Source organism: Leptospira kanakyensis (assembly GCF_004769235.1).
GTDB lineage: Bacteria > Spirochaetota > Leptospiria > Leptospirales > Leptospiraceae > Leptospira_A > Leptospira_A kanakyensis.
Genome location: NZ_RQFG01000005.1, coordinates 323,026 through 347,650 on the forward strand (window position 1 = coordinate 323,026; position 24,625 = coordinate 347,650).

Annotated in this window: 24 protein-coding genes; 9 read left to right on the forward strand and 15 right to left on the reverse strand. The window is 38.4% G+C overall.

Annotated features, from left to right (window positions below; translation table 11 throughout):
- Positions 1-59: 59 nt before the first annotated feature.
- Positions 60-545, reverse strand: coding sequence for a glutathione peroxidase (locus EHQ16_RS02075; RefSeq protein WP_135586738.1), 486 nt, complete (start codon positions 543-545; stop codon positions 60-62).
- A 329-nt stretch (positions 546-874) separates the two neighbouring features.
- On the opposite strand from EHQ16_RS02075, the gene EHQ16_RS02080 reads away from it, so the two are divergent.
- Together EHQ16_RS02080 and EHQ16_RS02085 are read left to right on the forward strand one after the other, a co-directional pair.
- Complete coding sequence (locus EHQ16_RS02080) at positions 875-2,164, forward strand: ammonium transporter (RefSeq protein ID WP_244241882.1); 1,290 nt, start codon at positions 875-877, stop codon at positions 2,162-2,164.
- Between the two features lie 5 nt (positions 2,165-2,169).
- A complete protein-coding gene (locus tag EHQ16_RS02085) occupies positions 2,170-2,517 on the forward strand; it encodes a P-II family nitrogen regulator (protein WP_100734139.1) in 348 nt (115 codons plus the stop codon).
- Between the two features lie 46 nt (positions 2,518-2,563).
- On the opposite strand, the gene EHQ16_RS02090 is transcribed toward EHQ16_RS02085, so the two are convergent.
- The 3 genes from EHQ16_RS02090 to lepB form a co-directional block, all read right to left on the reverse strand.
- Positions 2,564-4,255, reverse strand: a complete 1,692-nt coding sequence (locus EHQ16_RS02090) for a thiamine pyrophosphate-binding protein (RefSeq protein WP_135636820.1) — start codon at positions 4,253-4,255, stop codon at positions 2,564-2,566.
- Positions 4,256-4,603: 348 nt separating this feature from the next.
- On the reverse strand, positions 4,604-4,852 hold the full coding sequence (locus EHQ16_RS02095; RefSeq protein WP_244241883.1) for an AtpZ/AtpI family protein: 249 nt from the start codon (positions 4,850-4,852) through the stop codon (positions 4,604-4,606).
- On the reverse strand, positions 4,833-5,870 hold the full coding sequence (gene lepB / locus EHQ16_RS02100) for a signal peptidase I (protein WP_409035672.1): 1,038 nt from the start codon (positions 5,868-5,870) through the stop codon (positions 4,833-4,835). The genes EHQ16_RS02095 and lepB overlap by 20 nt, the downstream gene beginning before the upstream one ends.
- 112 nt (positions 5,871-5,982) lie before the next feature.
- On the opposite strand from lepB, the gene EHQ16_RS02105 reads away from it, so the two are divergent.
- Positions 5,983-6,774: an aldolase gene (locus tag EHQ16_RS02105; protein WP_135636816.1), complete on the forward strand. Its 792-nt coding sequence runs from the start codon at positions 5,983-5,985 to the stop codon at positions 6,772-6,774.
- On the forward strand, positions 6,775-8,604 hold the full coding sequence (locus tag EHQ16_RS02110; protein WP_135636814.1) for a DUF2079 domain-containing protein: 1,830 nt from the start codon (positions 6,775-6,777) through the stop codon (positions 8,602-8,604).
- Positions 8,605-8,652: 48 nt separating this feature from the next.
- On the opposite strand, the gene EHQ16_RS02115 is transcribed toward EHQ16_RS02110, so the two are convergent.
- The 5 genes from EHQ16_RS02115 to EHQ16_RS02135 form a co-directional block, all read right to left on the reverse strand.
- On the reverse strand, positions 8,653-9,276 hold the full coding sequence (locus EHQ16_RS02115) for an SH3 domain-containing protein (protein ID WP_135636812.1): 624 nt from the start codon (positions 9,274-9,276) through the stop codon (positions 8,653-8,655).
- A gap of 146 nt (positions 9,277-9,422) precedes the next feature.
- The gene (locus EHQ16_RS02120) at positions 9,423-9,872 is read right to left on the reverse strand and encodes a TFIIB-type zinc ribbon-containing protein (protein ID WP_167482622.1); all 450 of its coding nucleotides are present in this window, start codon (positions 9,870-9,872) and stop codon (positions 9,423-9,425) included.
- 772 nt (positions 9,873-10,644) lie between these two features.
- Positions 10,645-11,667, reverse strand: a complete 1,023-nt coding sequence (locus tag EHQ16_RS02125) for an MBL fold metallo-hydrolase (protein WP_135636808.1) — start codon at positions 11,665-11,667, stop codon at positions 10,645-10,647.
- 9 nt (positions 11,668-11,676) lie between these two features.
- Positions 11,677-12,855 (reverse strand): MaoC family dehydratase, encoded by a 1,179-nt coding sequence (locus EHQ16_RS02130; RefSeq protein ID WP_135636806.1) that lies wholly within the window; start codon positions 12,853-12,855, stop codon positions 11,677-11,679.
- Positions 12,856-12,926: 71 nt separating this feature from the next.
- On the reverse strand, positions 12,927-13,109 hold the full coding sequence (locus EHQ16_RS02135) for a hypothetical protein (RefSeq protein ID WP_135637340.1): 183 nt from the start codon (positions 13,107-13,109) through the stop codon (positions 12,927-12,929).
- 84 nt (positions 13,110-13,193) lie between these two features.
- Between EHQ16_RS02135 and EHQ16_RS02140 the strand changes: the two genes are divergently transcribed.
- The 3 genes from EHQ16_RS02140 (at position 13,194) to EHQ16_RS02150 (ending at position 17,526) form a co-directional block, all read left to right on the forward strand.
- A complete protein-coding gene (locus EHQ16_RS02140) occupies positions 13,194-14,798 on the forward strand; it encodes an NADP-dependent glyceraldehyde-3-phosphate dehydrogenase (RefSeq protein ID WP_135636804.1) in 1,605 nt (534 codons plus the stop codon).
- A 76-nt stretch (positions 14,799-14,874) separates the two neighbouring features.
- Entirely contained in the window at positions 14,875-16,185 is a 1,311-nt protein-coding gene (locus EHQ16_RS02145; RefSeq protein WP_135636802.1) for a DUF1554 domain-containing protein, read from the forward strand.
- 69 nt (positions 16,186-16,254) lie between these two features.
- Complete coding sequence (locus tag EHQ16_RS02150) at positions 16,255-17,526, forward strand: esterase/lipase family protein (RefSeq protein ID WP_135636800.1); 1,272 nt, start codon at positions 16,255-16,257, stop codon at positions 17,524-17,526.
- A gap of 14 nt (positions 17,527-17,540) precedes the next feature.
- On the opposite strand, the gene EHQ16_RS02155 is transcribed toward EHQ16_RS02150, so the two are convergent.
- Positions 17,541-18,482, reverse strand: a complete 942-nt coding sequence (locus EHQ16_RS02155; protein WP_135636798.1) for a histone deacetylase family protein — start codon at positions 18,480-18,482, stop codon at positions 17,541-17,543.
- A 67-nt stretch (positions 18,483-18,549) separates the two neighbouring features.
- Positions 18,550-19,113, reverse strand: coding sequence for a hypothetical protein (locus EHQ16_RS02160; protein WP_135636796.1), 564 nt, complete (start codon positions 19,111-19,113; stop codon positions 18,550-18,552).
- 86 nt (positions 19,114-19,199) lie between these two features.
- Between EHQ16_RS02160 and EHQ16_RS02165 the strand changes: the two genes are divergently transcribed.
- A complete protein-coding gene (locus tag EHQ16_RS02165) occupies positions 19,200-20,159 on the forward strand; it encodes a putative glycoside hydrolase (RefSeq protein WP_135636793.1) in 960 nt (319 codons plus the stop codon).
- 38 nt (positions 20,160-20,197) lie between these two features.
- On the opposite strand, the gene EHQ16_RS02170 is transcribed toward EHQ16_RS02165, so the two are convergent.
- Positions 20,198-20,995, reverse strand: a complete 798-nt coding sequence (locus EHQ16_RS02170) for a lipase secretion chaperone (RefSeq protein ID WP_244241885.1) — start codon at positions 20,993-20,995, stop codon at positions 20,198-20,200.
- A 61-nt stretch (positions 20,996-21,056) separates the two neighbouring features.
- Here EHQ16_RS02170 and EHQ16_RS19545 point away from each other — a divergent pair, with 61 nt between their 5' ends.
- A complete protein-coding gene (locus EHQ16_RS19545; RefSeq protein WP_244241887.1) occupies positions 21,057-21,224 on the forward strand; it encodes a hypothetical protein in 168 nt (55 codons plus the stop codon).
- An 80-nt stretch (positions 21,225-21,304) separates the two neighbouring features.
- On the opposite strand, the gene EHQ16_RS02175 is transcribed toward EHQ16_RS19545, so the two are convergent.
- The 3 genes from EHQ16_RS02175 to EHQ16_RS02185 all read right to left on the reverse strand — a co-directional run bounded on the left by EHQ16_RS02175 (position 21,305) and on the right by EHQ16_RS02185 (position 24,587).
- A complete protein-coding gene (locus EHQ16_RS02175) occupies positions 21,305-22,216 on the reverse strand; it encodes an esterase/lipase family protein (RefSeq protein WP_135636789.1) in 912 nt (303 codons plus the stop codon).
- 365 nt (positions 22,217-22,581) lie between these two features.
- The gene (gene radA, locus EHQ16_RS02180) at positions 22,582-23,949 is read right to left on the reverse strand and encodes a DNA repair protein RadA (RefSeq protein WP_135636787.1); all 1,368 of its coding nucleotides are present in this window, start codon (positions 23,947-23,949) and stop codon (positions 22,582-22,584) included.
- Positions 23,949-24,587, reverse strand: a complete 639-nt coding sequence (locus EHQ16_RS02185; RefSeq protein WP_135586685.1) for a ribonuclease D — start codon at positions 24,585-24,587, stop codon at positions 23,949-23,951. Before EHQ16_RS02185 ends, radA begins: the two co-directional genes overlap by 1 nt.
- Positions 24,588-24,625 lie beyond the last annotated feature (38 nt).

Consider the following 24,625-nt stretch of genomic DNA (forward strand, 5'->3'; position numbering starts at 1 on the left):
AAGAATATAAAGAAAAACAAATTTGGTTCTTCAAAAGAAGAACCTCATCTGTGGGATTCTTAAGCTTGGACAAGTTTTTCGATATCCTTTTCGATCGCTTCTGGTTTTGTAATGGGGGCATATCGTTTCACAACGTTTCCATTTTTATCGATTAAAAATTTTGTGAAATTCCACTTGATGTCAAGGGAACCGAAAATCCCAGGAGCTTGTTTTTTTAAATGTTTGTAAAGTGGATCCGTATTTGGTCCATTCACTTCTAATTTAGAAAAGATAGGAAAAGTTGTTAAGAATGTTCTTTCGCAAAATAATTTTATTTCTGCGTCCGTTCCAGGTTCTTGTTCCCCAAATTGATTGCATGGAAATGCCAAAACTTCCAAACCTTTTCCTTTCCAACGGTCATACGTTTCTTGGAGACCTTTGTATTGTGGAGTAAAGCCGCATTCGCTAGCTGTGTTAACTATGAGTAAGACTTTGTCTTTAAACTGCTCCAGAGGAACTTCCTCGGAACCTCGTTTTACTTTAATTTTGTAAAATTCATCTGACATTTTTGGTCTCCCTATTTGCATTTTAGATTGTGCACAATTTAATTTTGTTCAATCTTTTTATTTAGATTTTAGCTGGTTTTCGAGGTTTTTCCGCGATGTGGGCGTGAATCTAACTATCCCCGCCCTGATTTGGGTGGGGAACTAGACCCGCCACCCAATACCTTCGCCTTACCACAACCTCAGAAATCTGGCCACCACCTTCCCGATTCCCCAATATTTTTTACAAAAAAGTTCCTAGTTTTGCAGAATTGACTCGCTTTCAAAATAGAAAACAATCGTAATGATACGAATTTTATTTCGCATCTCGAAAAAGATATTTGGAGCAAACAATGAATATACAATTGGTCTTACGGCCTTTGTTGGTATGTGCACTTTTCCTTTTGCCTGGATTTTTGGCAGCCGAAGGAGAACTACCATCCTCCCCTACCATCGATAAATCCGATACAACTTGGATGTTAGTATCTTCCGCATTTGTGTTTTTTATGATTCCGGGACTTGCCTTGTTCTACGGTGGTATCGTTCGTTCCAAAAATGTTCTATCAACAATGATGCATAGTTTTGTTGCGATCATCGTGATGACTTTGCAATGGACTATTTTTGGATATAGTTTTGCTTTTTCAGGGGAGAATCCTTATATCGGGAATTTTGATTTAGCATTCCTGAATGGGATAAATCTCGATTCCGTAAAGGGTACGATTCCAACTTATGTGCATTTTTTATTCCAAGGAATGTTTGCAATCATCACACCCGCACTCATCTCTGGGGCAATCGCAGAAAGAATCAAACTCTCCGCTTACGTTGTTTTCATTCTCGTCTGGTCAACGTTAGTTTATGATCCAGTAGCACATTGGGTATGGGCCGATTCAGGTTGGTTATTAAAAATGAATGCTCTTGATTTTGCAGGAGGAACAGTCGTTCATTTGATTTCAGGGATTGCAGGTCTTGCCGCTGCCATTGTCATTGGTAAACGGAAAGGTGACGCCGGTTTACTAACTCATCCGAATAACATGACCTATACGCTACTTGGATCAGGACTTTTATGGTTTGGATGGTTTGGTTTCAACGCCGGTTCTGGACTTTCTGTGAATGGTCTTGCCGCTAGAGCCTTTTTAGTGACACTGATTGCACCAGCAGCAGCCGGAGCTAGTTGGTTACTCATTGAATGGCTACATACAAAAAAGGCGACTGCACTTGGTGCGGCTTCAGGAATTGTAGCGGGTTTAGTCGTCATTACACCTGCTTCTGGTTATGTGGGTGTACAGGGGGCAATGATTATGGGATTTTTAGTATCTCCTATATGTTATATGGCGATTTTACTAAAGGGCAAACTTGGATATGATGACACTCTCGATGCATTTGGAATCCACGGTGCAGGTGGAGCCTTTGGTGCCATTCTTACAGGGATCTTTGCTTTAGAACTCGCAGAAGGAATGACTTTAGGAAATCAATTGACTGCTCAAGCGATCAGTGTTGTTGCTACTGCTGTTTATTCTTTTGTAGTTTCCTATATACTTGCACTTGTGATCGAAAAAACAATCGGCTTTAGAATCGAAGAAGATAAAGAAATCACCGGACTCGACCAAGAGATCCACGGTGAAAAAGGATATGATATCAGGTAATCAATATGAAATTAGTCATCGCAATCATCCAACCACATAAGTTAGAAGAAGTAAAAAACGAACTTACCAAAAACGAAATCTATCGTTTAACAGTCAGTGACGTTCAGGGTTATGGCCAACAAAAGGGAAAAACCGAAGTATTCCGTGGACATGAATACCAAGTAAACCTTCTTAGAAAGGTAAGATTAGAAATCGCAGTGAATGATGAGTTTGTTAAACCAACCGTGGATGCCATTTTGAAAGCTGCAAAAACGGGGCCTGAAGGTAAAATCGGAGATGGAAAAATTTTCGTGATGCCATTAGAAGAGGTGATTCGCATTCGTAGCGGAGAACGAGGAAGTAAAGCCATTTAATTAATATTTGGCGATCCGAGGGAGTTTCTCCCTCGGAAGTGCATCCTTAAGTTACAATTTTTTCTAGAATGTATTCTTGGTTGGATTTTCCACCAGGAACAAATGGATAAACTCCCCAATTAGATGGAACCCTCACTTCAATCATAGCCGGCCCTTTTGTTTGTAGAACTTTCTCTAAATCACTCACTCCTAATTTCCAATCCCATTCAAAGTATCCAATTCCAAAAGATTGGCATAACAAAGAAAAGTCGGGATGAAAATGGAATTTCGATCCAGAATACAGACTTCCGTAAAACAAATCTTGTTGTTGTTTGACGAGTCCCAAATGTTCATTATTGATTAAGATAATTTTTACATTTAGGTTCTGTTCCTTTAAAGTAGACAACTCTTGTAAGTTCATCATAATCGAACCGTCGCCAGAAAAACAAAATACATGAGCATCTTTATGACTTAAAGCCACACCAATTGCTGTAGGAAGACCAAACCCCATGGTTCCTTGTCCACCGGAAGTGATCCAGGACATAGGATTTAAAAAGGGAAAATACTGTGCCACCCACATCTGGTGTTGGCCCACATCCGTAAGTACAAAATGTTCACCAAGTGGCATCACAGAAACAAAATCCAAAAGAATCGATTTCATTGGATGTTCTTCCGGGATCTGTTTCCAAGTTTCGATTAATTGTAAGGCCTTTTCATTTTGAATACAAAAATCTTCTTCCAATAAAAATGGAATCACTTCAGAAAGATCTCTTTGCAAACTCAAAGTCACAGGTTTATTTTTACCAATTTCTCGTGCATCAATATCAATGTGAATGATCTTTGCGTCATTACAAAACTTTTGGATATTGCCAGTAGCTCGATCATCGAAACGAACTCCGATCGCAATCAAAAGATCACAAACACCAAGTGCTTCATTTGCGGTAACCGTTCCGTGCATTCCCATCATTCCTAAGTTCATAGGATCTTCTTTTTCAAAAATCCCAAGTCCCATAAGTGTTGTTACCACTGGAATTTGAAAACGCGAAACCAACTCTCTTAAACGTAAATATTCTCTTTTAGCACCACCACCTACATAAAGTAAGGGGAAACGAGATTCTTCTAATAAGGATTTGAATTCTTGTAAAAACGAATTTATCCTTTCAAAGGATAAATCATCTTCCTCTGGAAAAAGTTCACTGTTATCTGATTTAGGCAATGAACCAATATCATTTTTTTCATTAGGTAAAGTAATGGTTTGTGTTTGGATATCTTTTGGTAAATCAATCCATACTGGACCCATTTTTCCTTGGCCACATAACCCGTATGCTTCCTCTAATGTTTCTATGATTTGATTTGGTTTTTCGATCAAATAAACTTTTTTAACAAGTGATGAAACAATCTCCGCTGTTGGTAATTCCTGAAATGCATCTGTTCCCATTAAGCCCAATGGAACTTGTCCTGAAAAAATAAGTAAAGGAACCGAATCTCTTTGAGCATCGGCAACGGCCGTGATGAGATTGGCAACACCAGGCCCAGAGGAAACAAACACAGCACTCACCTCACCTGTGCTCCTTGCCCTTCCTTGAGCAATGAAGCCGGCGCCTTGTTCATGCCTTGCCAAAACATGTTCTATCTTTGACTCCGCCAAACTTTCGTATAATGGTAATATAGTTCCACCAGGAACACCCGGAATCCATGTAATTCCCTTTGATTCTAAAAAATGTATGATGTATTGACTTACAGTGATTTCTTCCCGCATAAAGATCCTCTCCTTGTTGGTTTCCCCGTCGACTTCGAGCTTTCTGTCGACCGAGGAAACAAGTGAGAATTATGACAGAAAGCTACGTATGTATGAGGAGACTACAACGACGACTAGGACGAGGGTAGAGAGGACATAGCTAGACAATCCAAGAACGGGCATGGAATTCATGATCTCGTAGTTTGAATTTGTCTGGTGAGCCATTACACTTAAAATGTTTTTTGCAAAGAAAAGAGCTGTCAAGAATTTATTTGAAGGCAGTTGTCGCTTTTTGTTCTTTGGACCAATCAACTTCTGGTGCAGATATAAAAGCGTACTTCCATCGGCAGCCAAGAACAGAAACACATTCTATTCGTTTTCTTTGGCTCGTTTGATCAGAGAATAAAAAGCCAAAACAAAACCCAGAAAAAATCCAATGAGAAGCCAAAGTGGTTCTGTTTTTAAATATTCGTCGAGGTAGTATCCACCCACCACAAAAAGCGCGATGGAAGATACAAATTCAAAACCAGCACCAGCCATTGCCATAGGTGACTTCTCTGGTTTTTTGGCCGATGGTTTTTCTGATTCATTTGTCATCTTACTGGAGAATACGACCAATTCGCTCCCATCTAACACTCAGTCTCCACAAACGATAACGGATAGTTCTTTCAATCCAACTTAATCTAGACTCATCGTCTCTATAGCGAGAATTATGTGAAGAAAATACTTCTGTGTAGTGACAACGTCTATCAAGAGCATCACCTTCATAACGTTCTGCAATCTCGGGCCCTTTTTCTGCAAGCTCTTGGCCATCTTTGTATTCACAAGTGGAGTCTTTCCAATCAATGGAAAAATAAATAATTAGCGCCTTTCCTAAAATATCTTCTCGTTTTACAAATCCCCAAGCACGTGAATCGTGAGAGTCATCTCGGTTGTCACCCATTACCATATACTGACCTTCTGGAATCACACAACCATGTAAGAAGACACAATATTCAAAGATATGAGCACGACGATCATCTTCAAAACCTTCCAGAATAAAATGTTCAAACCCTGGTTTGACTTCCTGAAAGAGAGCTCTTTGCGTAGCTTCTAAATTATCCAAATCAGAAAGTTCTTTTCCAATCGGAACTTCTTTGGGTTGGTAAGACTGAAACTCTTCTGAACCTTTTTCTTTATATTCGATCAGTGCAAAGTGTACACGTCCCCTGTCTTTGGTATCGATATATTTGCGAGTGATTCGGATTGTATCTCCAGGAAGGCCTACAACACGTTTTACAAATCGTTTAGCAAAAATTCCAGTCCGTGATTCTTCTTGAGCAAGAGCCGTTGCCGGTGGGATAAAAGTAACAATGTCTCCACGTTTTGGATCATCAATCCGGAAGAGTTCCTTTTCTGTAAATGGCATACGGAAAGAGTAACGCATTTTATTAACAAATAAAAAGTCCCCGATTTTGAGTGTGGGGATCATCGATCCTGAAGGAATATTATTAGCATCTAATATAGATGATTTGAAAGCAAATACAAGCACCACAATGATTCCGAAGGAAATTCCAGAAGCGGCAGCTCCTTCTTTTGGTGGTTCTTTAGAATCTTGTTTTGGTTTGGATTGGAAGATGGAGGAGAATATTCCCATAGGTTCGAAGCTAGGGAATTGGAATTTTCTGTCAAGAAAGGGGGAAAAAAAGCGCAAAAGACTTGTACTATTTTCGGGAATCGACGATACCATACATGGAGATCTTCTGCTTATGGAAACATCAATCCACGTTTTACGAAAAACCTTACTGGAGATGAAAGAAAACTACTCTTTTGTCTGCATCAAAACAGGTACGGAAACCGAGGACATGGGAGAAGAAGAAATCTCCCTCCTAAAAACGATCACAGCCGGAATTTTGCCCCTCTACGTCAAAATCGGTGGCCCGGAAGCCAGAAACGATATCCGAATCTGCCAAAGGATCGGCGTTTCTGGAATTTCTGCACCCATGGTGGAGTCAGAATACGCATTAAAAAACTTCATCCAAACCATGAAGAATCTCCTGACACCTGCTGAATACGAATCCTATAATAAATCGATTAATATGGAAACCATCACCGGTTACAGAAACTTAATGGATATTTTTGATTCAGTTCCGTTCCAAAGTTTAGAACAAGTAACAGCTGCTAGATCAGACTTAAGTGCTTCTATGGATAAAAAACCTGATGACAAAGAAGTCACAAGGATTTCCAAAAAGATCATTTCAGAAGCAAAAAGTAGAGGGAAAAAAACATCTGTTGGTGGAACCATCACCAAAACAAATTTTGAACTCATTGCCAATGAAATAGAACCTGACTTTATCAACTCTCGCCATGTAATGGTGGATACAAAAAAAGCAAAGTCGATTGGAACAACTGATGTTGCCGAATGTATGTTGTTATTCGAAATGGATTTATTTGAATTTTTCTCTAAAACATTTCCAGAAAAAGGTTATTATTATCGTAACCGAGTGGAAATCAACAGAGAACGGATCGGCGAAAGAAAGGTATTGTACTTTATTCGTTAAGTGGTTTATTTATTTTTTTTATTCAGCTTAGTTTCTCCTTTTCTCTTTATTTCTCCTAAAAACTTTCATGCCCCCTTTCAAAAGGGGGTATTTCTTTTTTTGTTTTTCTTAACTATCTTCAGTTTCTGGAAAGAAAAAAAAACAAAATCTGAAACAAAACCAAATGACAAGTTGGTTAACTTTAGTTTGTTATCTGACAAACAAATCACCATTCTCCCCTATTTACTTTGTATCAGTTGTATTTTATTTTTTATCACAAGTACATACCATGCGTTCCATTTAACAAAGTCACTTGCCGAAGTTTTTTTGTTTCAAGATGCAGATTATATTGGCATTTCGGATATTCTTCTCTCTATTTCTCGTGGAGAAGGATTTACTAGCGGCTACTATTCAGAATCAGGAGAAGGAAGTTACCTCCAACACCACTTCTCACCAGGAATGTTTATTTTGGCACCGTTTGTGAGTTGGATCCCCGAAAGGTGGGGACTCGCCGTGGGTGTATTTTTTGTTTACCAATTGGCGACGATCCTCTGGCTTTTCTGGGCATATCAAATTACCAAAAATAATCTAAAAGATCAGGGACGTAAATTTTTAGTTTTCTGGGTTCTTGTCACAAACCAACTTTATCTCTACCGCATTGGTTCCAGCTTTCACTTCGAAGTTCTAGTTTTATTATTTGCCCTTTTCTTTTTTTATATTTGGGAAAAACGAAAAAAGATACAAAAGGTTTCATCGTATTTCTTTTGGTTTTACTGTAGTATTTTATCTTTTGCCACCATTCTCTATCTATCACTCAAAGAGGATATTGGTATCTATCTCCTTCTCTTTTTTCTACCAATCGCCTTAAGACTGTTATACAATCGTTTCGAAACAAAATCAAAAACTGGACTAACTGGATACAAACCATCTTCTACCATCCAAGATTCGTTTACGTTCCGCTTACTCTTTGTGATCATTAGCATTCTCTTTTTATGGTTGGGTTTTGTTTTTTTCATTTACCCTATGTTTGGTGACTCTAAGACATCCATCACTTGGACGAATGTTCTTACCCAAGAATACCATTCCGCATTCAAACAAGTAACCGGTTTCCAAAAATCATTTCAAATATTTCTAGAATTAATCACGAGCGGGGGACTCGGAATCTTTCAAATGTTACCGGAAGTCATTGGGGTCGGATTGGTATACGCTACACATATATTTTCTTCAAGGCCATGGCACCATGAGGTTTATACGTATTACAGTTATTCACTGATTCCTATGATTCTCTATACCGGAATTCTTTGGATCCAATCGGAGAAAAAAATATCCCTATCTTTTTCTTTTTTGATTCTAACTTGTCTTTTCTGGAAAAATTCACTGGACCAAAATTTCCCAATGGATTCAAACATCAAAAGTCCATGGAAAAACGAAGCAATAGAAAACGAAGTGCGAGAAGATTTTAAAACAGCCAATACATTAATTCTTTCTCATTCATTAAAGATTATACCGCAAACCATAAACACCAATCTGCATCCGAATACAAATTCCAATCCCGAAAATGATAAAAATCAAAAAATCAAAAATGGTACTTTTGTCTTTTCGCAATACAACCTTTCGTTTCTAATCACAGACCAAACAAAAACCTATCCACTAGAGCAGATTAAAAATGCTCCATCAATTTGCGAAAAAACATACTTTTGTTATGTGGTAATGGCACCCGAATTCACAGATGAGGTTTTATGGCCTAAGTCTAGAATTTTGGAATATAAAAAAGAATTAGAAAACCAAAATGGATCTTTTGTTTGGAAAGGGAGACAAATTGAAATTTGGAAATTAAAACCTATGAACTAGGCAGAAAGTACAAAATCGGATACCGTCAGTTATATACCATTCCAGTTTTTAATCCATGCACTCATCCATTCCAGGCATACATAATTTATGTTCCTTTAGAAAAATATATTCGTTAGTTTCTTTGCCAAATTTTTGTAACCAAACTAAGTTTTTATAAACTTTAATCACTCCAGAACCTTCGCAAAGGATATAACCATTATTACTAATCTTTTTCTCTGATTTTTCATAGCAAGATGTCTCCTCATTACAATTCCCACCTGTACAAAGTTCGTAACTGTAGGTATAAGTTGCATTTGGTTTCATTTTTAGTGTAAGACAATAATCACCAGAGCATCCATTAAATTTTTTATGTAACCAGTAAGTTGGTTTGGTGAATTTTTCCGGCGTACCTAAATAGTTATCAAAAATCCAACCATCTTTGAGTTTACTTTTACTACTATAGCCAATTTCGACATTAACCCAAAACCCATTTACACTGTTTACTGTATCTTTTACTTTTTTATTCGGAATGATTTTTACCAAATTACCAATGGTTAATTGAGATATAACTGGTGAATTCAAGCTGGGTTCCTTACGAACATTTACAATTGATGCGGCTACTGGCAAATATCCGTCTTTCGCTTCCAACTGAATAATTATCATTAAAAATAAACAAATAAAGTGATTCTTCATAATTTTGGTTTAAGGTAAGTCATGGGAATGGTTTATAACGAACTAGTCCAACCGAAGTTCCTCTAAATTATTAATGTCTTTAACTATTATTTTTAAATAATTAGTGTTCAAGTCATTTACTCGCTTTTTCATCTTCTTTAAGGTGATTACTCTTTTTTGAAAATTGTTTTAAAAAAGGTTACTATATCAAAAGCATTAAACACACTTGCGTTCATCACACTATCGTAGTGATGGATTTTTGAAAATTTAATAGCCTCTTCGTTAATTTTATTTATAGTTTTAGCTTCTTTTAATTTTGCATCCAACTTAGTTATGTTTAAGATATAGTTTATTTCAGCCTTAGAAATTCTATTTTTGCTATTGGTTATCAAATTTCGGGTTTCTATTGAGTTAAGTTTTAAATCTTCAATTTCATTGTAATCAAGCCAAAGGATCTTACAATTAGAACAAATGTCAATTTCGACAGAATTGTAATTTTTAGAAAACCTGTGTAATCGCATTCTATCTTTACATTTAGGACACTCTAGTTTTGATTTTGAAACTTTCGAAGCATCTTTTTCACTCTGCCAAGTAGAACCGTTAAATAGCAGTTCCAATGTATTTTCAGAATAGTAATGTCCAAAACAATTATTGCAGATTATCAATTTCCCATAATTTGTTTTTATGGGGTTTAGTTCTACATTACATTTTTGGCATTTTTCCATAGGATTTAACAAATTTCGCCTAATGAACTAACACAGAGGACGTTTTCACGTCTATAATAAGCTGACATTTTTATAAATGAAATCTCTTTATATGAAAAATATTTCCTTTATAAAGGGCAAGAAAAACCAATGTAAGGCCAATAATACAGAATTAAATAAAGCATTCAATATGAATTTACTTTTATTGTAATAAATAAATTGAATGAACGATACCAACGTAGTTATTAAAGAAATAATATAATTAATACTAAAAATTATTCCAAACAAATGTGCTATTGATGGAAATTCAAATGTAATTTTGAGGACATGAAATTCCGAAATCAAATAATAAAATATTAAATGGAATGTCAAAGTTACTGATGTAGCGAAACAATATTTATTTCTTTGAATGATAAAAGAATAAAATAAATATATAATTGAAATAATTATATATGCAATTACTGAAAGTTTAGCAAATTTGCCATTGAATTGAGTTGATAACGAAAGGGATGAAAATATCCATATCAAAATGTAAAATACTTCTAAAGAAATCTTTATCATTTTTAATAGAATTTATTTGAGTTGTTAACAATGTTGAAATTTGCCTTCATGATTAAAAAATTTGAAAATAATTAAGCTACAGAAGTTAATAAAGGTATCTTCATAGGATAAAGTTCGGTATTCCTTAGTTTACGAAATGAAAGACTTCGTATCCATTCTCTCGTTTTTCGATGCGGATCTGGCCTTCTAAAACTAGTTTTTGGATGATGCTATACACAAGTCCTAGAGCCGTTGGTAAATGGCCCCCATTATGTACTTTTTTCCCAATCGCCGCTTCCATAAGGACTTTTAAGTCGGATTCCCCTTCTCTGAGTCTTCGGAGCACACCTTTCTCAAGGATACTCAGCGTTTTTTTCACAAGAGTGATGGTTTTTTTAGGATCTTCTATTTCGCTACCATGGGCAGGTAACATACGTTTGATGGGCTCTTCCAAAAGTTTGGAAAGAGTAAAATAATAATCACCTAAACTTCCATCCATTTCAGAATATATGGCCGTAAGATTGGCAATGATCAAATCTCCAGAAAAATAGATTCCCGTCGAAGGATCTACAGGCGTGATATGATATAAATTATGACCTGGTGTGTGCAAAAATCGAAACAATCTTCCACCTAACTCCAAACTGTCGTTATGGTCGATGGCGACATCAATTTTTAAAACAGGATCACCCTTTTTGGTTTCACTAAATTTACTATAAAACTGTCGCCAACCTTGGCGTGATTCTTCCAAAATCCGATCGAGTTCTTCTTTATCACCAAATGCTTTATGAAATAGATCTTCTGTTGCCTCTTCAAAAAGCACCATCGATTCTAAATAATTCCCAACCCCATCTGCCATCGAACGATACCCGTAATAGGTCACATTTTTTGCATAGGATTTAAGAACTAAAGAAGAAGAGATATGATCCAGATGGTTGTGTGTATAAATGATATGGCGAATGTCTTTAAAAGAAAATCCCTTAGTTTTTAAGGAAGCCTGTAACATGGGAACGGATTCAATATAACCCGAATCAATTAAAGTTAAACCATCATTACCTTCATACAAATAGATATTGTTTGGTGCATAAAACGGTTGAGGAAGGACAATTTTAAAGACACCATCCCCGATGTCTTCCATGTCAGGAATTCGTTTGGGGATGGTAACTTTCATGGGTTCACCTTATGGTTGTTTTTTGATGATCAATCTTCTTTCGATTTCGAAGATTTTCTCTGGGATCTTTTCTTTTCCTAATTTCTTTTTATCGTTTTCTTTGAGGAAAAGATCAGCACCGAACTTATCCAAAGCATCGTTTGCTTTGATGTTTTTTAGTCCAATGAACTGAATTTGAACTTCTCCTGCAGGGATTCCGTATTCTGTTCCTTTGTCTTCCGTAGTCAAAATTCGGGAAATACAAGTTACGGTATCACCAGAAAAAGCAGGTTGGGTATGGTATCCTTCAGTAAATCCAAGTTCCCAAATTGCATTTTCGGAAATATCACGTGATGCCATTCCAGCTAACCAACCAAATACGAGCCCACCGTATACGACTGGTTCTCCACCCATAGGGCCAGAGATTCCAGCAGAATACAATTTATCATAATGAAGTGGATGAGTGTTTCCTACACGGAAAGTCCATTGGTAATGTTCATCAGTAATGGTTCTTCCATTTTGGTGAACATAGATTTGACCTGGTTTGAAGTTTTCAAAGTAAGTATGTCCCCAAGTTACATCTTTCATCTCAGTTGGGAATTTGAGGTTAGGAAGTTTGAGGGCAGGCGTTTTTGACTCTGGAAAGAATGCAGAAGCATCACCCGGTTTTGGATTGCCTTTTGGTTTTCCATTGGATTGGTAGATCATGATTTTACGTTCGTATTGTAAAACCACTTCGTTTTTTTGGTTGAGGCAAAGTGTTCTCACACTTACGATTCCTGGTTTCTCAGGGCCTTTGTCATCAACTGCTAAAATTTTAGTTCGAGAAGAAAGAGTGTCTCCCGGATAAACGGGTAATAAAAATTGTGCGTTGTAATAACCGAGGTTGGCAAGCGCCTTCTCACTGTTATTTTGAACCCCGATGGAAAGTGCTAAGTTGAAGACCATCAGTGGATGAACGAGTAGATCCGCAAATCCATGAGCTTTTGCATATTCTGCAGAAAGATAAAGTGGATTCGCATCCATAAACACTGTGGCAAATTCTTGGGCAAAACTTCTGTCCACTGTGAATTGACGAGGGTGAACATAGATATCACCTACATTGAATTCTTCGAGGTATCGTCCATAAATGTTCTTTTTGACATCAGAGAGAGAAGCAGGGGTGCTGGGAGCTAACTCACCAAAGGGGGACAGAGGTTTTTCGGCCATGGGAATTCCTTTTTCGAATGGGATAGGACTAATTTTCCAAGAGAGGTCCTACGGAAAACGATTTTTCCAATTCAGCCGGTCGCGCGTTTGGCGTATTCCTCCTTCCAGGCACTATGCCAATGATACCATTCTTCCCGGACGGCGCGGTACCGAACGAGATCACTGCGGACTTCCATCATAAGAGTTTCCAATTCTTCCACACGACGGTAAAGTCGTAAGGTCAAGGCTTCCCACTCTTCTTTGTTTTGGTCCATCCATGGTTCCATATTTTTTATATCGGTCGATCTTTTCAGTAAAATGTTGCTTTTTTAGTCTCCTCCCCATTCGATTCATGGTTCATGAGCTTTCTTTTTCCTACTGAAAATTCTATTCCTGAAAAATATCGGATCAAACCCATCCACCAAAAAGAATACCTACTCGGTGGAGAAATTCGGATCTGGGAAGGTGAATCCCAAATCGTAAAGTCTCCCATTTTTTTAAACAAAAATGGCAATTTGGAACAAGTAGTTTTAGGGTCCTATCCCAATTTTGATGCAAACCAAAGTTTACTCGCATTAGATGCTGCCGTAAAAGCTTATAACCACGGAACAGGTGTTTGGCCCATTGCCACACCAAAAGAAAGAATCGATGCCGTTCGCAAGTTTATAGAACTGATGAAGGGAAAAAGGGATCAAATTATTTTACTTCTCATGTGGGAGATTGGCAAAACAGAAAAAGATGCCACAAAGGAATTTGATCGAACCATAGAATACCTAGTTGATACCATCGAATCACTCCAAGAACTCGAAACAAGTTCAGCAAACTACATCAAAGAAGGAGGACTCATTGCGCAAATCAAACGTTCCCCTTATGGAGTGGTTCTCTGTATGGGACCCTTCAATTATCCCTTAAATGAAACATTCTGTACTCTGATCCCAGCCATCCTTATGGGAAATACCGTTGTTTTCAAACCGGCAAAGTATGGTGTGCTCCTATTACAGCCGCTCCTAGAATGTTTTCAAAAAGCTTTCCCACCTGGTGTGATCAATACCGTCTATGGTGATGGAGCCAAAGTCATCTCTCCGATTATGGAGTCAGGCAAAATTGATGTCTTTGCTTTTATTGGATCTAGTTCTACCGCCAATCTCATCACAAAAAAACATCCCAAACTCAACCGCCTAAGATCTGTTTTGGGACTGAATGCGAAAAACCCTGCCATCATTTTACCTGATACCGATTTAAAAACAATGGTTCCAGAAATTCTTGCTGGGTCATTAGCTTATAATGGACAAAGATGTACAGCACTCAAAATTCTTTTTGTTCATAAAGATATCTTAGATGAATTTACAAAACTTTATCTAGAAGAATTTTCAAAATGGAAAGCCGGTATGCCTTGGGATAAAGATGTGAATTTTACACCACTCCCTGAGGAAGGAAAAACCAAATGGTTAAAGGAACTTTTGGATGATGCAGTGAGTCATGGTGCAAAAATTCTAAACCCAGGTGGTGGTGAAATCAATGAATCCTTTATGTTTCCAGCGATTCTCTCCCCTGTTTCACCGAACGCACGTTTGTATCATGAAGAACAGTTTGGCCCGATCGTTCCCATTGTCCCCTTTTCTTCTGTCGATGAACCTTTAAATTATATCTTTGAGTCCAATATGGGCCAACAAGCCAGTGTCTTTGGTAAAGATCCCAAAACAGTTGGGAAGTTGATTGATGTCCTGGTGAACCAAGTCGCGCGAGTGAATTGGAACGCACAGTGCCAACGTGGGCCGGATTCTTTTCCTTTCTCTGGAAGAAAAGATTCTGCTGATGGAACCCTTTCCGTTTCTGATGCTCTCCGAGTTTTTTCCATCCGCACAGTTGTGAGTTTTAAAGACAACGAGATGGGACGTAATCTTCTAGGGGAAGTACTGAAAGAGAGATCTTCCAATTACTTAAGCCAAGAATTTCACTTGTAACAAACTTTCTTTCTCCGATACTTGAAAAAGGTAAGTCACTTACTTGTTTTAAGTATTGTGGGAGGGGGTTGGAAACATGCGTTGGAATTTTTTCGTTTCCTTCCTTTTCTTAGGTTGGTTGTTTTCATGTAACCAGGTGAATCCCAGGGACGAGCTTCTTTTCACGATTGTCAGTGGACTTAGTCCGATTGCAACAACCACCATAATTTCGATTCCAACGACAGGTAAGATCAATGTCTCCAGTGCTAGTGTCACTCTCACTTACGGGACACCGCAAAACTTTGGAATTTCCCTCGTCAGACAACCCACTGCCAATGTTACAATTACTCTCACGTTTACTTCCTCTAAGTTACAAGTAAACGGATCCAACTCTCCACTAACAAACGTTCTCACTTTTACACCAGCAAACTATAGTGCTGTCCAAACGGTTAGTTTATCTTCTGCTACACAAATTATAGATTCCTCTAGTCTCAGTGTCACTGCGAGTAGCACAGACAGCTATTATAACGGAACGAGCGGTTCCATTCCGATCACTCATAGAAACGTCAATATTGTTTATACGGGAAGTTCGTTTATCTTTCAAGAAGATGTAGTGGCACCAACTCTCACTCCTACGATTAGCTTTTCACATACTTCTTGTTCGGTGGCACCTGCGCTCCCGAACGGCCTTAGTTTAAATACAAGCACATGTGTGATTTCAGGAACTCCCACCGATCCGCAAGCAGGAACCACCTATACAGTGACTGCAACCAATGGATCAGAATCGGATGGCGAAAATATCACCATTCGCATTGAACCAACCGTATACAAAGTTTTTGTTACCGCAGCAAATTACGACGGCAATTTACAAGGTGCCGCAGCCAATGGTCCTGCTGGGGCCGACTTAAAATGCAATACCGATGCAAACAAACCTGCGACGGGAACTTACAAAGCCATGCTTACGACCGATGCTGGAGCAAGAAGACCTTGTTCTACTGACAATTGTGGTGGTGGCGTCGGAGAAAACACGGATTGGGTTTTCCAATCTGGGCGGATTTACATTCGTGCGAGTGATTCAGCAAGTTTACTCAGTCCCAATGCTGCGGGAATTTTACCAGCAGATGGTTCTGGCAATTTTACAACCAATCCTTACTATCTAAACCATTCCTTTGATTCAGGAACTACAAATAAGGAATTTTGGACAGGGTTTGCTCAAACTAATTATTGGCAAACGGCAACGGCTCAAAATGAAAATAGTTGTAATGGCTGGACGTCGAATGCTACCACATCACCTCCTAGTAATGGTGGGCGGGTTGGAGCATCCAATAGCACTAATTACACTGCCCTTCGGAATGGAAGTGGTAGGAGTTGTTCCACCTCCTACTACCTGCTTTGTGTAGAACAATAAAAATTCAAAAAGTAACTCACTTACTTTTTTCACTCGCTTTCCCTAGAAACTAAGTTACAATCTTTCTCCGTGATCCAAATCCTTATTAATTCCCTAGCCGGGAAAACAGTTTCTCTCACACAAAAAACAACAGACTCCCTACTCAAAGGGGTGCAATTTTTAGTTAAGGGTAGCCTAACCAGTACAGGTGGAGGACTGGATCTACTTTCCAATGCTTTTTTTTATAAACCGGAATGGAGAGAAGCCCTACAAAAAGCAGGAGTCCAAGTTAAGGAAACTGGTCAAAAATCCAATGAAAGTTTACAGAAAACGATAGAACAAACCAACCAAGCCTTTGACAAAGCTCTCTTTAAAGTAGAACTTACGGCAAAACAAAGCGATGATATGGTTTTTGATAATCGAATGGTATCCAGTATTCTTGGAAGTTCACACAATCAAAAATTCAAACTCACTAAAATTGACATGAGTTTCAGGGCTATTGGGAAAGACATTACTGCAAAAGAGTCCATTGCTGAATTTAAGGCTTCACAAAAAACGAAATCAGTTCTCTTTCTTCCTGGATTGTTTACTGATGAAACGGTTTGGCAAGAACAAACGGTAGAATACAAAGATCGAAAAATTACTTCTCCTGGCCTTGCCACAGATTTACAAGAAGTAGGATATTACCCATTTTATTTACGATACAATCACGGACTTCCGATTCATGAAAATGGGAAAAAACTAATGCATCTACTGGATGTATTTTTTAATGAGGATCCAAATGCAAAACCAGATATCATCTGTTACAGTTTGGGTTGTCTCATCTTTAGGTCTTGCCTCTATCATGCAAAATTAGAAAACAAAGATTGGATTCAAAAGTTTGGAAAAATTGTACTCATTGCCGCACCAAACAAAGGTTCGTATTTAGAAAAAATTGGATTTTGGCTCGGATTCTTATTTGAAAAAAGTCCGAATGTAGCTCTGAAAATCATTGGAATGATTGGGAACTTACGTAGTGATGCCATCAAAGACTTATCTTTTGGACTGATTCGGAAAGAAGAGAAAGGTTGGATGGAAACCATTTCTGGTTACTTTGGAGAAACCTATTTTGGTGAGTTGGACGACGTAGATGTTTACCAAGCCTATGCCCTTATGGAAGGGGCAGAAAATCCCTTACAAAACTTTCTCGGAGATGGGATTGTTGAGAAAAAAAGCCTCACTTATTTAACAGACAAGGTCTTTAACAAAAAAACAAATCAAACTTTGCGAACGCTGGAACTCAACAAACAAAATCATTTTTCCATCATTAGTGCTAGGCCCCTCATCCATTGGGTGAAGGTAGTTTTTGGTGTGGCATCCTAACTATAAGTTTAAACTTAAGTAGCCAAAGTTTCTAAATGTAACTTCACAGACTCTGCGAGGGCCCGAAAATCATAACCGCCTTCCAAAAAGGAAATGAGTTTTCCGCTCGCATAAGTATCAGCAATTTTTTTCACTTCCTTTGTAAAAATTTCATACGAGGAAGTGGAAAGATTCATACCACCTAACGGATCATTTATATGAGCATCAAATCCTGCTGATACCAAAACAAACTCTGGTTGGAATTTTTCCATTTCGCGGTGGATCGAAACAAAATGAGATAAGTATTCCGATTCCCCTGCACCCCGAGCCAAAGGAAGATTGAGAGTGGTTCCAAGCCCTTCATTTCTACCTCGCTCATGAGAAGCACCTGTTCCTGGATAAAATGGATATTGATGAAGGGAAACAAAGTAAACCGAATCATCTTCGTAAAACTGGTGTTGGGTGCCATTCCCATGATGGACATCCCAATCCAAAATCAAAATCCGTTTGATCCCTTTTGATTGTAAATACTTTGCCGTCACAGCAATATTATTAAAAATACAAAATCCCATAGCATGGTCTGACTCCGCATGATGGCCGGGAGGACGCACCAATGCCATTCCATTTTTTAAGTTCCCTAAAAGAACTTCATCAGCAAGGTGGAGGCCAGCACCAACTGCAAGGCTTGCAGCAAGAAACGAATGGGATGAAAAAACTGTATCTCCATCCAAATATCCGGATCCTTTTTCTTCACAAGTACGCCCCACCAAACGAACATAATTTGGATCATGAATAGAGGAAATAATGGAAAGTGGAGCCACTTTAAAATCCTTTTTCCATAAAAAGTTTTTTGAAGGTAAATCGGATATATGATCAAGAATTGACTCCAATCTTCCATGATTTTCCGGATGGCCAGCACCTGTATTGTGTTTTAGAAATTCTTCATGAAAGGTAATCCCTGTTTTTAATGATCCCACTTGTCCTCCGCTGGCTGTGAATTATGAGATATCGTTTTGTAAAAAGATTTTGTTTCGTTTTAATGATTTATTGAAACAACATAAACCTTTCAATGTAAACAATCATCTCCACAATTTCTGCAATGATACGATCGATTTGTTTTGTGATTTGGTTTTTTTCTTCTGGAGTAATTACCTTGTCCATTCCTGCATTTCCATAAATTGCATAAAATGTTTTGATATCCGTTGAAAAAGAAGTATTAAACCACTCTTTAAATAACCTTTGTTTCATTTTATATTCCGGTTTGATCGAACCCGTGAGTTCCCAAACAGATCCATCCGTAAACCGCAAACGAAGTTCAAACAAACCCCTGTCTTTACGAATGTAGGTTTCCTCGTCGGCAGGTGAAAAATCGATTTTACGAAGCATCACAAGAACCAGTAAAATGTTTTCCAAATGTTCTATGAGATTCTTTTTCTCTGATCCGCTAATTTTGGAATCATCTCCCAAATGTTCTAAATACGATTCACCCATTCCTTGGAAGAGGCGGGAAACTTCCACCATACGGTCTTTAAAATTTTTTGGATCCGATAATTCCTCTGGAAAACGACCGTAAGATTTCAAATTGAAGTCATTGGAAATTTCTAACATACCCAAATTTTCTGAAAGTCAGTCATTTTCGTCAATCGATTCGATTTGTATTTTCCAAACGCAGTCAAAATCTTGTCATTACTACCATGAAACGACTCACCATCTCCATCCTACTTCTATTTTTCTTCTCCTGCCAATCGACATCCAAAGTGGAAAAAAGGCAAAATGCAGATTCTTCAGGAACCACACCCGAATTTATCGAAGGGCTTTATATCAATACCAAAACCATACGTGATAAAAAACGTTGGAGTTTGCTTTTTCAAGTCATGAAAGATGCGGGAATGAATACGGCAGTAGTCGATATCCAACCGCACCCACCAAGTCCAGAACAAGTTGCCGAGGCAAAAGCACTTGGTTTTTATATGGTTGCTCGTGTAGTCAACTTTGAAGGTGGACTTACTGAAAAGACACCTAACACTAACCTGATGATTTCCATTCAAAAGTCAATTCGTAAGGCTTGTGAATTAGGATTTCCAGAAATTCAATTGGATTACATTCGTTATGCTGATGGCGGAACCAACTTCAGCATGAGTTATGAAAAACGATACGAGTCCATTCTTGGAATCATCAAAGATCATAAAGAAAAAACCAAAGACAGTTGTTCTAAGGACACTCGTTGGACTGCCGATGTATTCGGGAGAGTGCCATTCATTGAAAATGATGTGATTGGACAAAAGGTAGAACCGTTTAGTGAAGAACTGAATGGACTGTATCCTATGTTATACCCTTCGCATTTTTACGGACTGACCAAACGAGTGGCAGATCCGTATGGAACAATCAAAGACGGACTTGATCTAACGGTCAAACGCGCCAAACAAGGAACCAAAGCCATCGCTTGGGTGCAAGGTTTCAATATGATGGTTGGCCCAAGTAAACTAAGTTATACCGACTATATCAAAGTGCAAATGCAAGGTGCAAAAGATTCGCTGGGGCATGGATTCATTGTTTGGAATGCTGGAAATGAATACATCGACACAATGACTGCGTACGAAAAATACAAATCCGAACCCACACCCGAACGCCAAAAAGTAAGTAAAAACGATTAACTAAAACGAACTTGGTAGTTTGTTAAAAAAGCGGGAATTTATTTTCCCGCCTCTTCTATGTTCTTTCTTCTGATATAAGCATCTGCTTCTTCTTCAGAACCAAGGAATTGAATTCGAATTTCTTTGAGTTTCTTTTCTTTTTCAGAAAGCGAAAGACTAGCATTCTCTCTTAAAAATTCCTTTTCTTTCGATTCGTATTTGCTAATTGATTCTTGGAATTTAGATTCTTTTGCTCTTTCCTCAGCCAAATTGGCAGCACGTTCTTTTCCAAAGTATTTGGTTTCGATACGACTTAAATATTTTTCTTTTTCTTTTGGATCGGAAATGTTATTGAACTCTTTATCTCGAAGGCTCATTTCCATTTGATAATGGTCGAACTTATCTTCTCTAGAAACAAGAGAATCGTAATACGTCCCGTATGTCTTTTTCTTTAGGTCTTCAAATTGTTTTACCCGTTGTTCGGCAGGTAAGTTTGCCGATTGTTTGATAAAGTTTTGTGTTCCCTCTAAAAAAGATACTTGAGATTCTTCCATTCCAAAAATCAAATCCGCTTTTTCTCCTAAGACATCTCTACGTTTGGCTTTGATTTTTTCATATAGTTCTACGAAGGATAAGTCTGTTGGTTGTTCCCATTTTCTATATTCTTCTTCATAACGAAAATAGGATAAAAACAAATCTTTTACTTTTTCTTTATCTGGTGATTCATATTCAGCTTCTATATAGGCAATGATGGTTGCATTACATTGGTCAGGAGTATAACCTGCTTTACATTTCCTACGGAGTGCCCAAACTTCCCAAACAAAATTTATTTTACCTGACTTAAGTTCGTCTAACAACTCTAAGTAGGGTTTGGTTCTGTCTTCACGAAAAGGAGAAAAAGCGGATTTGATTTTTGGAATGGAAGAATCTCAAGTATCTTTTTTAGAGGGAACACAAAACTTTATCAAACAATCGGCAAACTTACCTGCCGAACAACGGGTAAAACAATTTGAAGACCTAAAGAAAAAGACAAAAACGATAACTATGATGATAATAATTTTTTTAAAATCCATTCTGAATGTATAAAAACCTAATGTGGAATAAAAATTTGGAATTGTTTAGGAATAAAAAAAGCCGGATGGATATCCGGCTTTTGTCAGCGGGTTTTATAAACCAGCTTTTGCGTTTTTTGCGATGTTTAAGTAGTGACCTTGCACATCATAGTAGTTTTGTCCGCTCCAAGCCAAGTTTGTAGCTTGTAAGTGGTCAATTCCTGTTGCAAACCAATAAGAAGAAGGTGTTCCTTTCCAAGCTCCCCATTTTTGAGAGTTCAATGGAACCACACCATCATTACCTCCACCTAAACCATAAAACAATCCACCTGCCCAAGTGATTGGGTGAGTGAGTGCCATGATTGGATGTTGGATAAGATCTGCCCAAGCCATTTCACTACCGTAAGAGTAGTATTTGATTCCAGATTTGTTAGGTGAGTTTGTGTTAAAAGTCTTCACATAACTTACAGTCAGTGATTTTCCCATAGCGATTACGTCTTGAGGACGACCATCACGGTAAACTAGTTTTGCAAGTAGGCTAAGTGCTGAATTTGCGAATGGTTGCAACCAACCTGGAATGACTCCAAGAACGATGTCAGCCATAGGAGCCCCTTGGTGAAGGGAGTTGATAGTAGTAACAGTTTGTGTTTTTCCGTTAAATCCAAGATTGGATACCATATAACGAATGACGAGTCCACCTTGGCTATGGCCCATCAAATGAACCTTAGAACAACCGTTTGCTGTCATCCAAGTATTCACTGAAGCCTGAATTTGGCTCGCACGAGTAGGAATAGAATTTGTAGCCGAACTTCCAGGAGTGGTGACTTTTGCACCTTGGCTACGAAGATAACCGTCAAGGCCACCCCAATACTTCACGAGTCCACCAGCTAGGCCTTGTGTATCATCAAAACCAAGAATTCCATGAACGAGTGCAATGCACTGACCATCAAGAGGACCGGCAAACAGACCGGAGGTGGGGACGGAGAGAAGGGTCGCTAAAAACCCGATTAAAAACTTCTTTTTCATATTTCACCTGAACTTTCTATGTTTTTTTACAATATAAGTTCACATTAGTGACACTAGTCAATAACTTATGGCAACTTTAGGTCAAATGTTTCGAAACAATGTTCATAATTAACGCTGTAAGTTCAGTGCCCCCAACTGAGTAAAAATGACTCTGCAGGCCATTTTTTTTAGTAGAAGATCTAGTAAGATTGTCATTCGGGAGAAAGGATTGAGGAACCTAGTTCATCCATTTGCAATTTTGGGCTTGGGTTCTATTCGTAAGCGCTCTGTTCAGGAATCATTTAAAACAATTATTTAGCAAATCGAAAGAAGTGTCGGTTTGTCTTTGAGAATTGAGAAGGCCGATTCGTCGATTCGTGTAAAAATTAAAAACCTAACTCTTGTAAGTGTTTTACAGGAATAAGTTCTAAAGAAGAAAAAAGACCTTCTACCTCTTTGAAGTTCCCTTGTGGGATGTACACCTTCGAAATCCCAATGCCTGCCAGTTCTTTCAACCGTAGACTGATTTGCCCCACACTTCTCACTTCTCCCGAAAGTCCCACTTCTCCTAGAAATCCAATTTCCCGAGCCACAGGTTTGTCTTTAAACGAAGAAGCAATGGATGCGGCAATGGCCAAGTCGAGACTTGGTTCGTCGATGCTAAGCCCACCAGCAAGATTGCTGAAGATATCTGATTCGGAAAGAGGGAATCCCAAATACTTCTCTAACACCGCAGAAAGTAAAATCACACGGCGGTTGTCTAAACCTTCTGCCATACGACGCGCTTGTCCATAGGATGATTTTGTGACAAGGGCTTGCACTTCCACACCAATGGCACGGGAACCTTCCATCACGGAAGACAAAACACTACCAGATCTTTCTTCTGATTCAGGAGAGATGAACAAACGATGGCGGTCGAGGACTTGTTTGAGTCCACCAGATACCATTTCAAAAATGGCGGTGTCACCAACGGCACCGAATCTGTTTTTGACGGCACGGAGGATCCGGTAATAGTTAAACCGGTCTCCTTCAAAATACAAAACCGTATCAACCAAATGTTCCAAAACTTTGGGTCCGGCAATTTGTCCTTCTTTGGTAATATGTCCAATGAGAAAAATGGGAACAGAGGTTCGTTTGGCAGTTTCTAAAAAAATTTGCGAGGACTCTCGAAGTTGGGTGATGGTTCCGGCTTGGTTCACCAAACTTTCTTTTAAGATGGTTTGGATGGAATCGACAAAAACAACTTTTGGTTTTAAGTCAGAAATCATTTGCGAAATATTCTCCGCATACACTTCGGAAGATAACAAAATGTTTTCGGAAGTGACACCCATCCTTTTGGCACGAAGTCCAATTTGGGAAGCAGACTCTTCCCCCGAAATGTACAAAACCGATCCTTCGTTTGCGATGTTTTTTGCAATTTCTAAAACTAGTGTGGACTTTCCAACCCCTGGCTCTCCACCAACTAACACCAAACTACCTGGAACAATTCCCCCACCAAGAACCAAATCCAATTCGCTAAATCCTGTTGAAGTGCGAAAGTGAGCATCGCTCACCACAGAACCTATAGATTTAGGATCTGTGTATTTTCTGTCTTTTGGTTTTTGTAAGATGGGAGAATCAAACCTGCCAGCAGAAGTGTTTGACACTTCTTCAATTTGATTCCATTCCCCACAAGAGGGACATTTTCCAGCCCAACGACTGAAACTATCCCCGCAGGACTTACATTGGTATTGCGGGAGTTGTTTTTTTGCCATCAGTGTTCGAAAAGATTTGGTACTTCCAAAAGATCAAGTTCCACTTGGGTTTCTAAAAAGGCAAAACAACGTTCGGCCAAAGCAAAACGATTTTCGCGAATCATCATCTCCGTGAGGATGGACTCAAGAGCAATTAAAAACCGAACATCTGTCGATGCATAATCCACTTGGTCTTTCGTGAGGATCTTTTTTCCCCAATCCGAACTTTGATTTTTTTTATCGATGTTTTCTTCAAAAAATTCGCGGATGAGTTCCTTTAACCCGTGTTTATCGGTATAAGTTCGAGCAAGTTTGCTTCCAATTTTTGTACAAAACACATTTTTTACTTTGATCCCGAGCCTTGCGCGAAGGAAGGTCATGTCCATTCTTGCAAAATGGAAAATCTTTGTGATATCTTTGGATTCAAATAATTTTTGGATGTTCGGGGCTTCGGTTTGTCCTGGTAAAATTTGGACAAGAGCGACTTTATTTTTAGAATCGGAAATTTGTACAACACAGAGTCTGTCCCTTCTGGGATTGAGTCCCATCATTTCACAATCCACAGACAACCGGTCATCCTTCTTAAAGGCTTCAAAAAATTCTTCGTTCAGATCTCCTTGTAAGACGACTGGTTTTATAGTTGAACGTTTTTGGGTCATAATGGCTTACTATGGAAACTACCCTAACAAAATCATCA

Coding starts and splice junctions, on each gene's coding strand:
- EHQ16_RS02160 (WP_135636796.1), bottom strand. CDS start 19,113: ATGTTAGAAATTTCCAATGACTTCAATTTGAAATCTTACGGTCGTTTT.
- EHQ16_RS02075 (WP_135586738.1), bottom strand. CDS start 545: ATGTCAGATGAATTTTACAAAATTAAAGTAAAACGAGGTTCCGAGGAA.
- EHQ16_RS02080 (WP_244241882.1), top strand. CDS start 875: ATGAATATACAATTGGTCTTACGGCCTTTGTTGGTATGTGCACTTTTC.
- EHQ16_RS02130 (WP_135636806.1), bottom strand. CDS start 12,855: ATGGCCGAAAAACCTCTGTCCCCCTTTGGTGAGTTAGCTCCCAGCACC.
- radA (WP_135636787.1), bottom strand. CDS start 23,949: ATGGCAAAAAAACAACTCCCGCAATACCAATGTAAGTCCTGCGGGGAT.
- EHQ16_RS02125 (WP_135636808.1), bottom strand. CDS start 11,667: ATGAAAGTTACCATCCCCAAACGAATTCCTGACATGGAAGACATCGGG.
- EHQ16_RS19545 (WP_244241887.1), top strand. CDS start 21,057: ATGGAAGAATCTCAAGTATCTTTTTTAGAGGGAACACAAAACTTTATC.
- EHQ16_RS02115 (WP_135636812.1), bottom strand. CDS start 9,276: ATGAAGAATCACTTTATTTGTTTATTTTTAATGATAATTATTCAGTTG.
- EHQ16_RS02105 (WP_135636816.1), top strand. CDS start 5,983: ATGGAAACATCAATCCACGTTTTACGAAAAACCTTACTGGAGATGAAA.
- EHQ16_RS02165 (WP_135636793.1), top strand. CDS start 19,200: ATGAAACGACTCACCATCTCCATCCTACTTCTATTTTTCTTCTCCTGC.
- lepB (WP_409035672.1), bottom strand. CDS start 5,870: ATGGGAATATTCTCCTCCATCTTCCAATCCAAACCAAAACAAGATTCT.
- EHQ16_RS02185 (WP_135586685.1), bottom strand. CDS start 24,587: ATGACCCAAAAACGTTCAACTATAAAACCAGTCGTCTTACAAGGAGAT.
- EHQ16_RS02085 (WP_100734139.1), top strand. CDS start 2,170: ATGAAATTAGTCATCGCAATCATCCAACCACATAAGTTAGAAGAAGTA.
- EHQ16_RS02090 (WP_135636820.1), bottom strand. CDS start 4,255: ATGCGGGAAGAAATCACTGTAAGTCAATACATCATACATTTTTTAGAA.
- EHQ16_RS02140 (WP_135636804.1), top strand. CDS start 13,194: ATGAGCTTTCTTTTTCCTACTGAAAATTCTATTCCTGAAAAATATCGG.
- EHQ16_RS02175 (WP_135636789.1), bottom strand. CDS start 22,216: ATGAAAAAGAAGTTTTTAATCGGGTTTTTAGCGACCCTTCTCTCCGTC.
- EHQ16_RS02135 (WP_135637340.1), bottom strand. CDS start 13,109: ATGGACCAAAACAAAGAAGAGTGGGAAGCCTTGACCTTACGACTTTAC.
- EHQ16_RS02145 (WP_135636802.1), top strand. CDS start 14,875: ATGCGTTGGAATTTTTTCGTTTCCTTCCTTTTCTTAGGTTGGTTGTTT.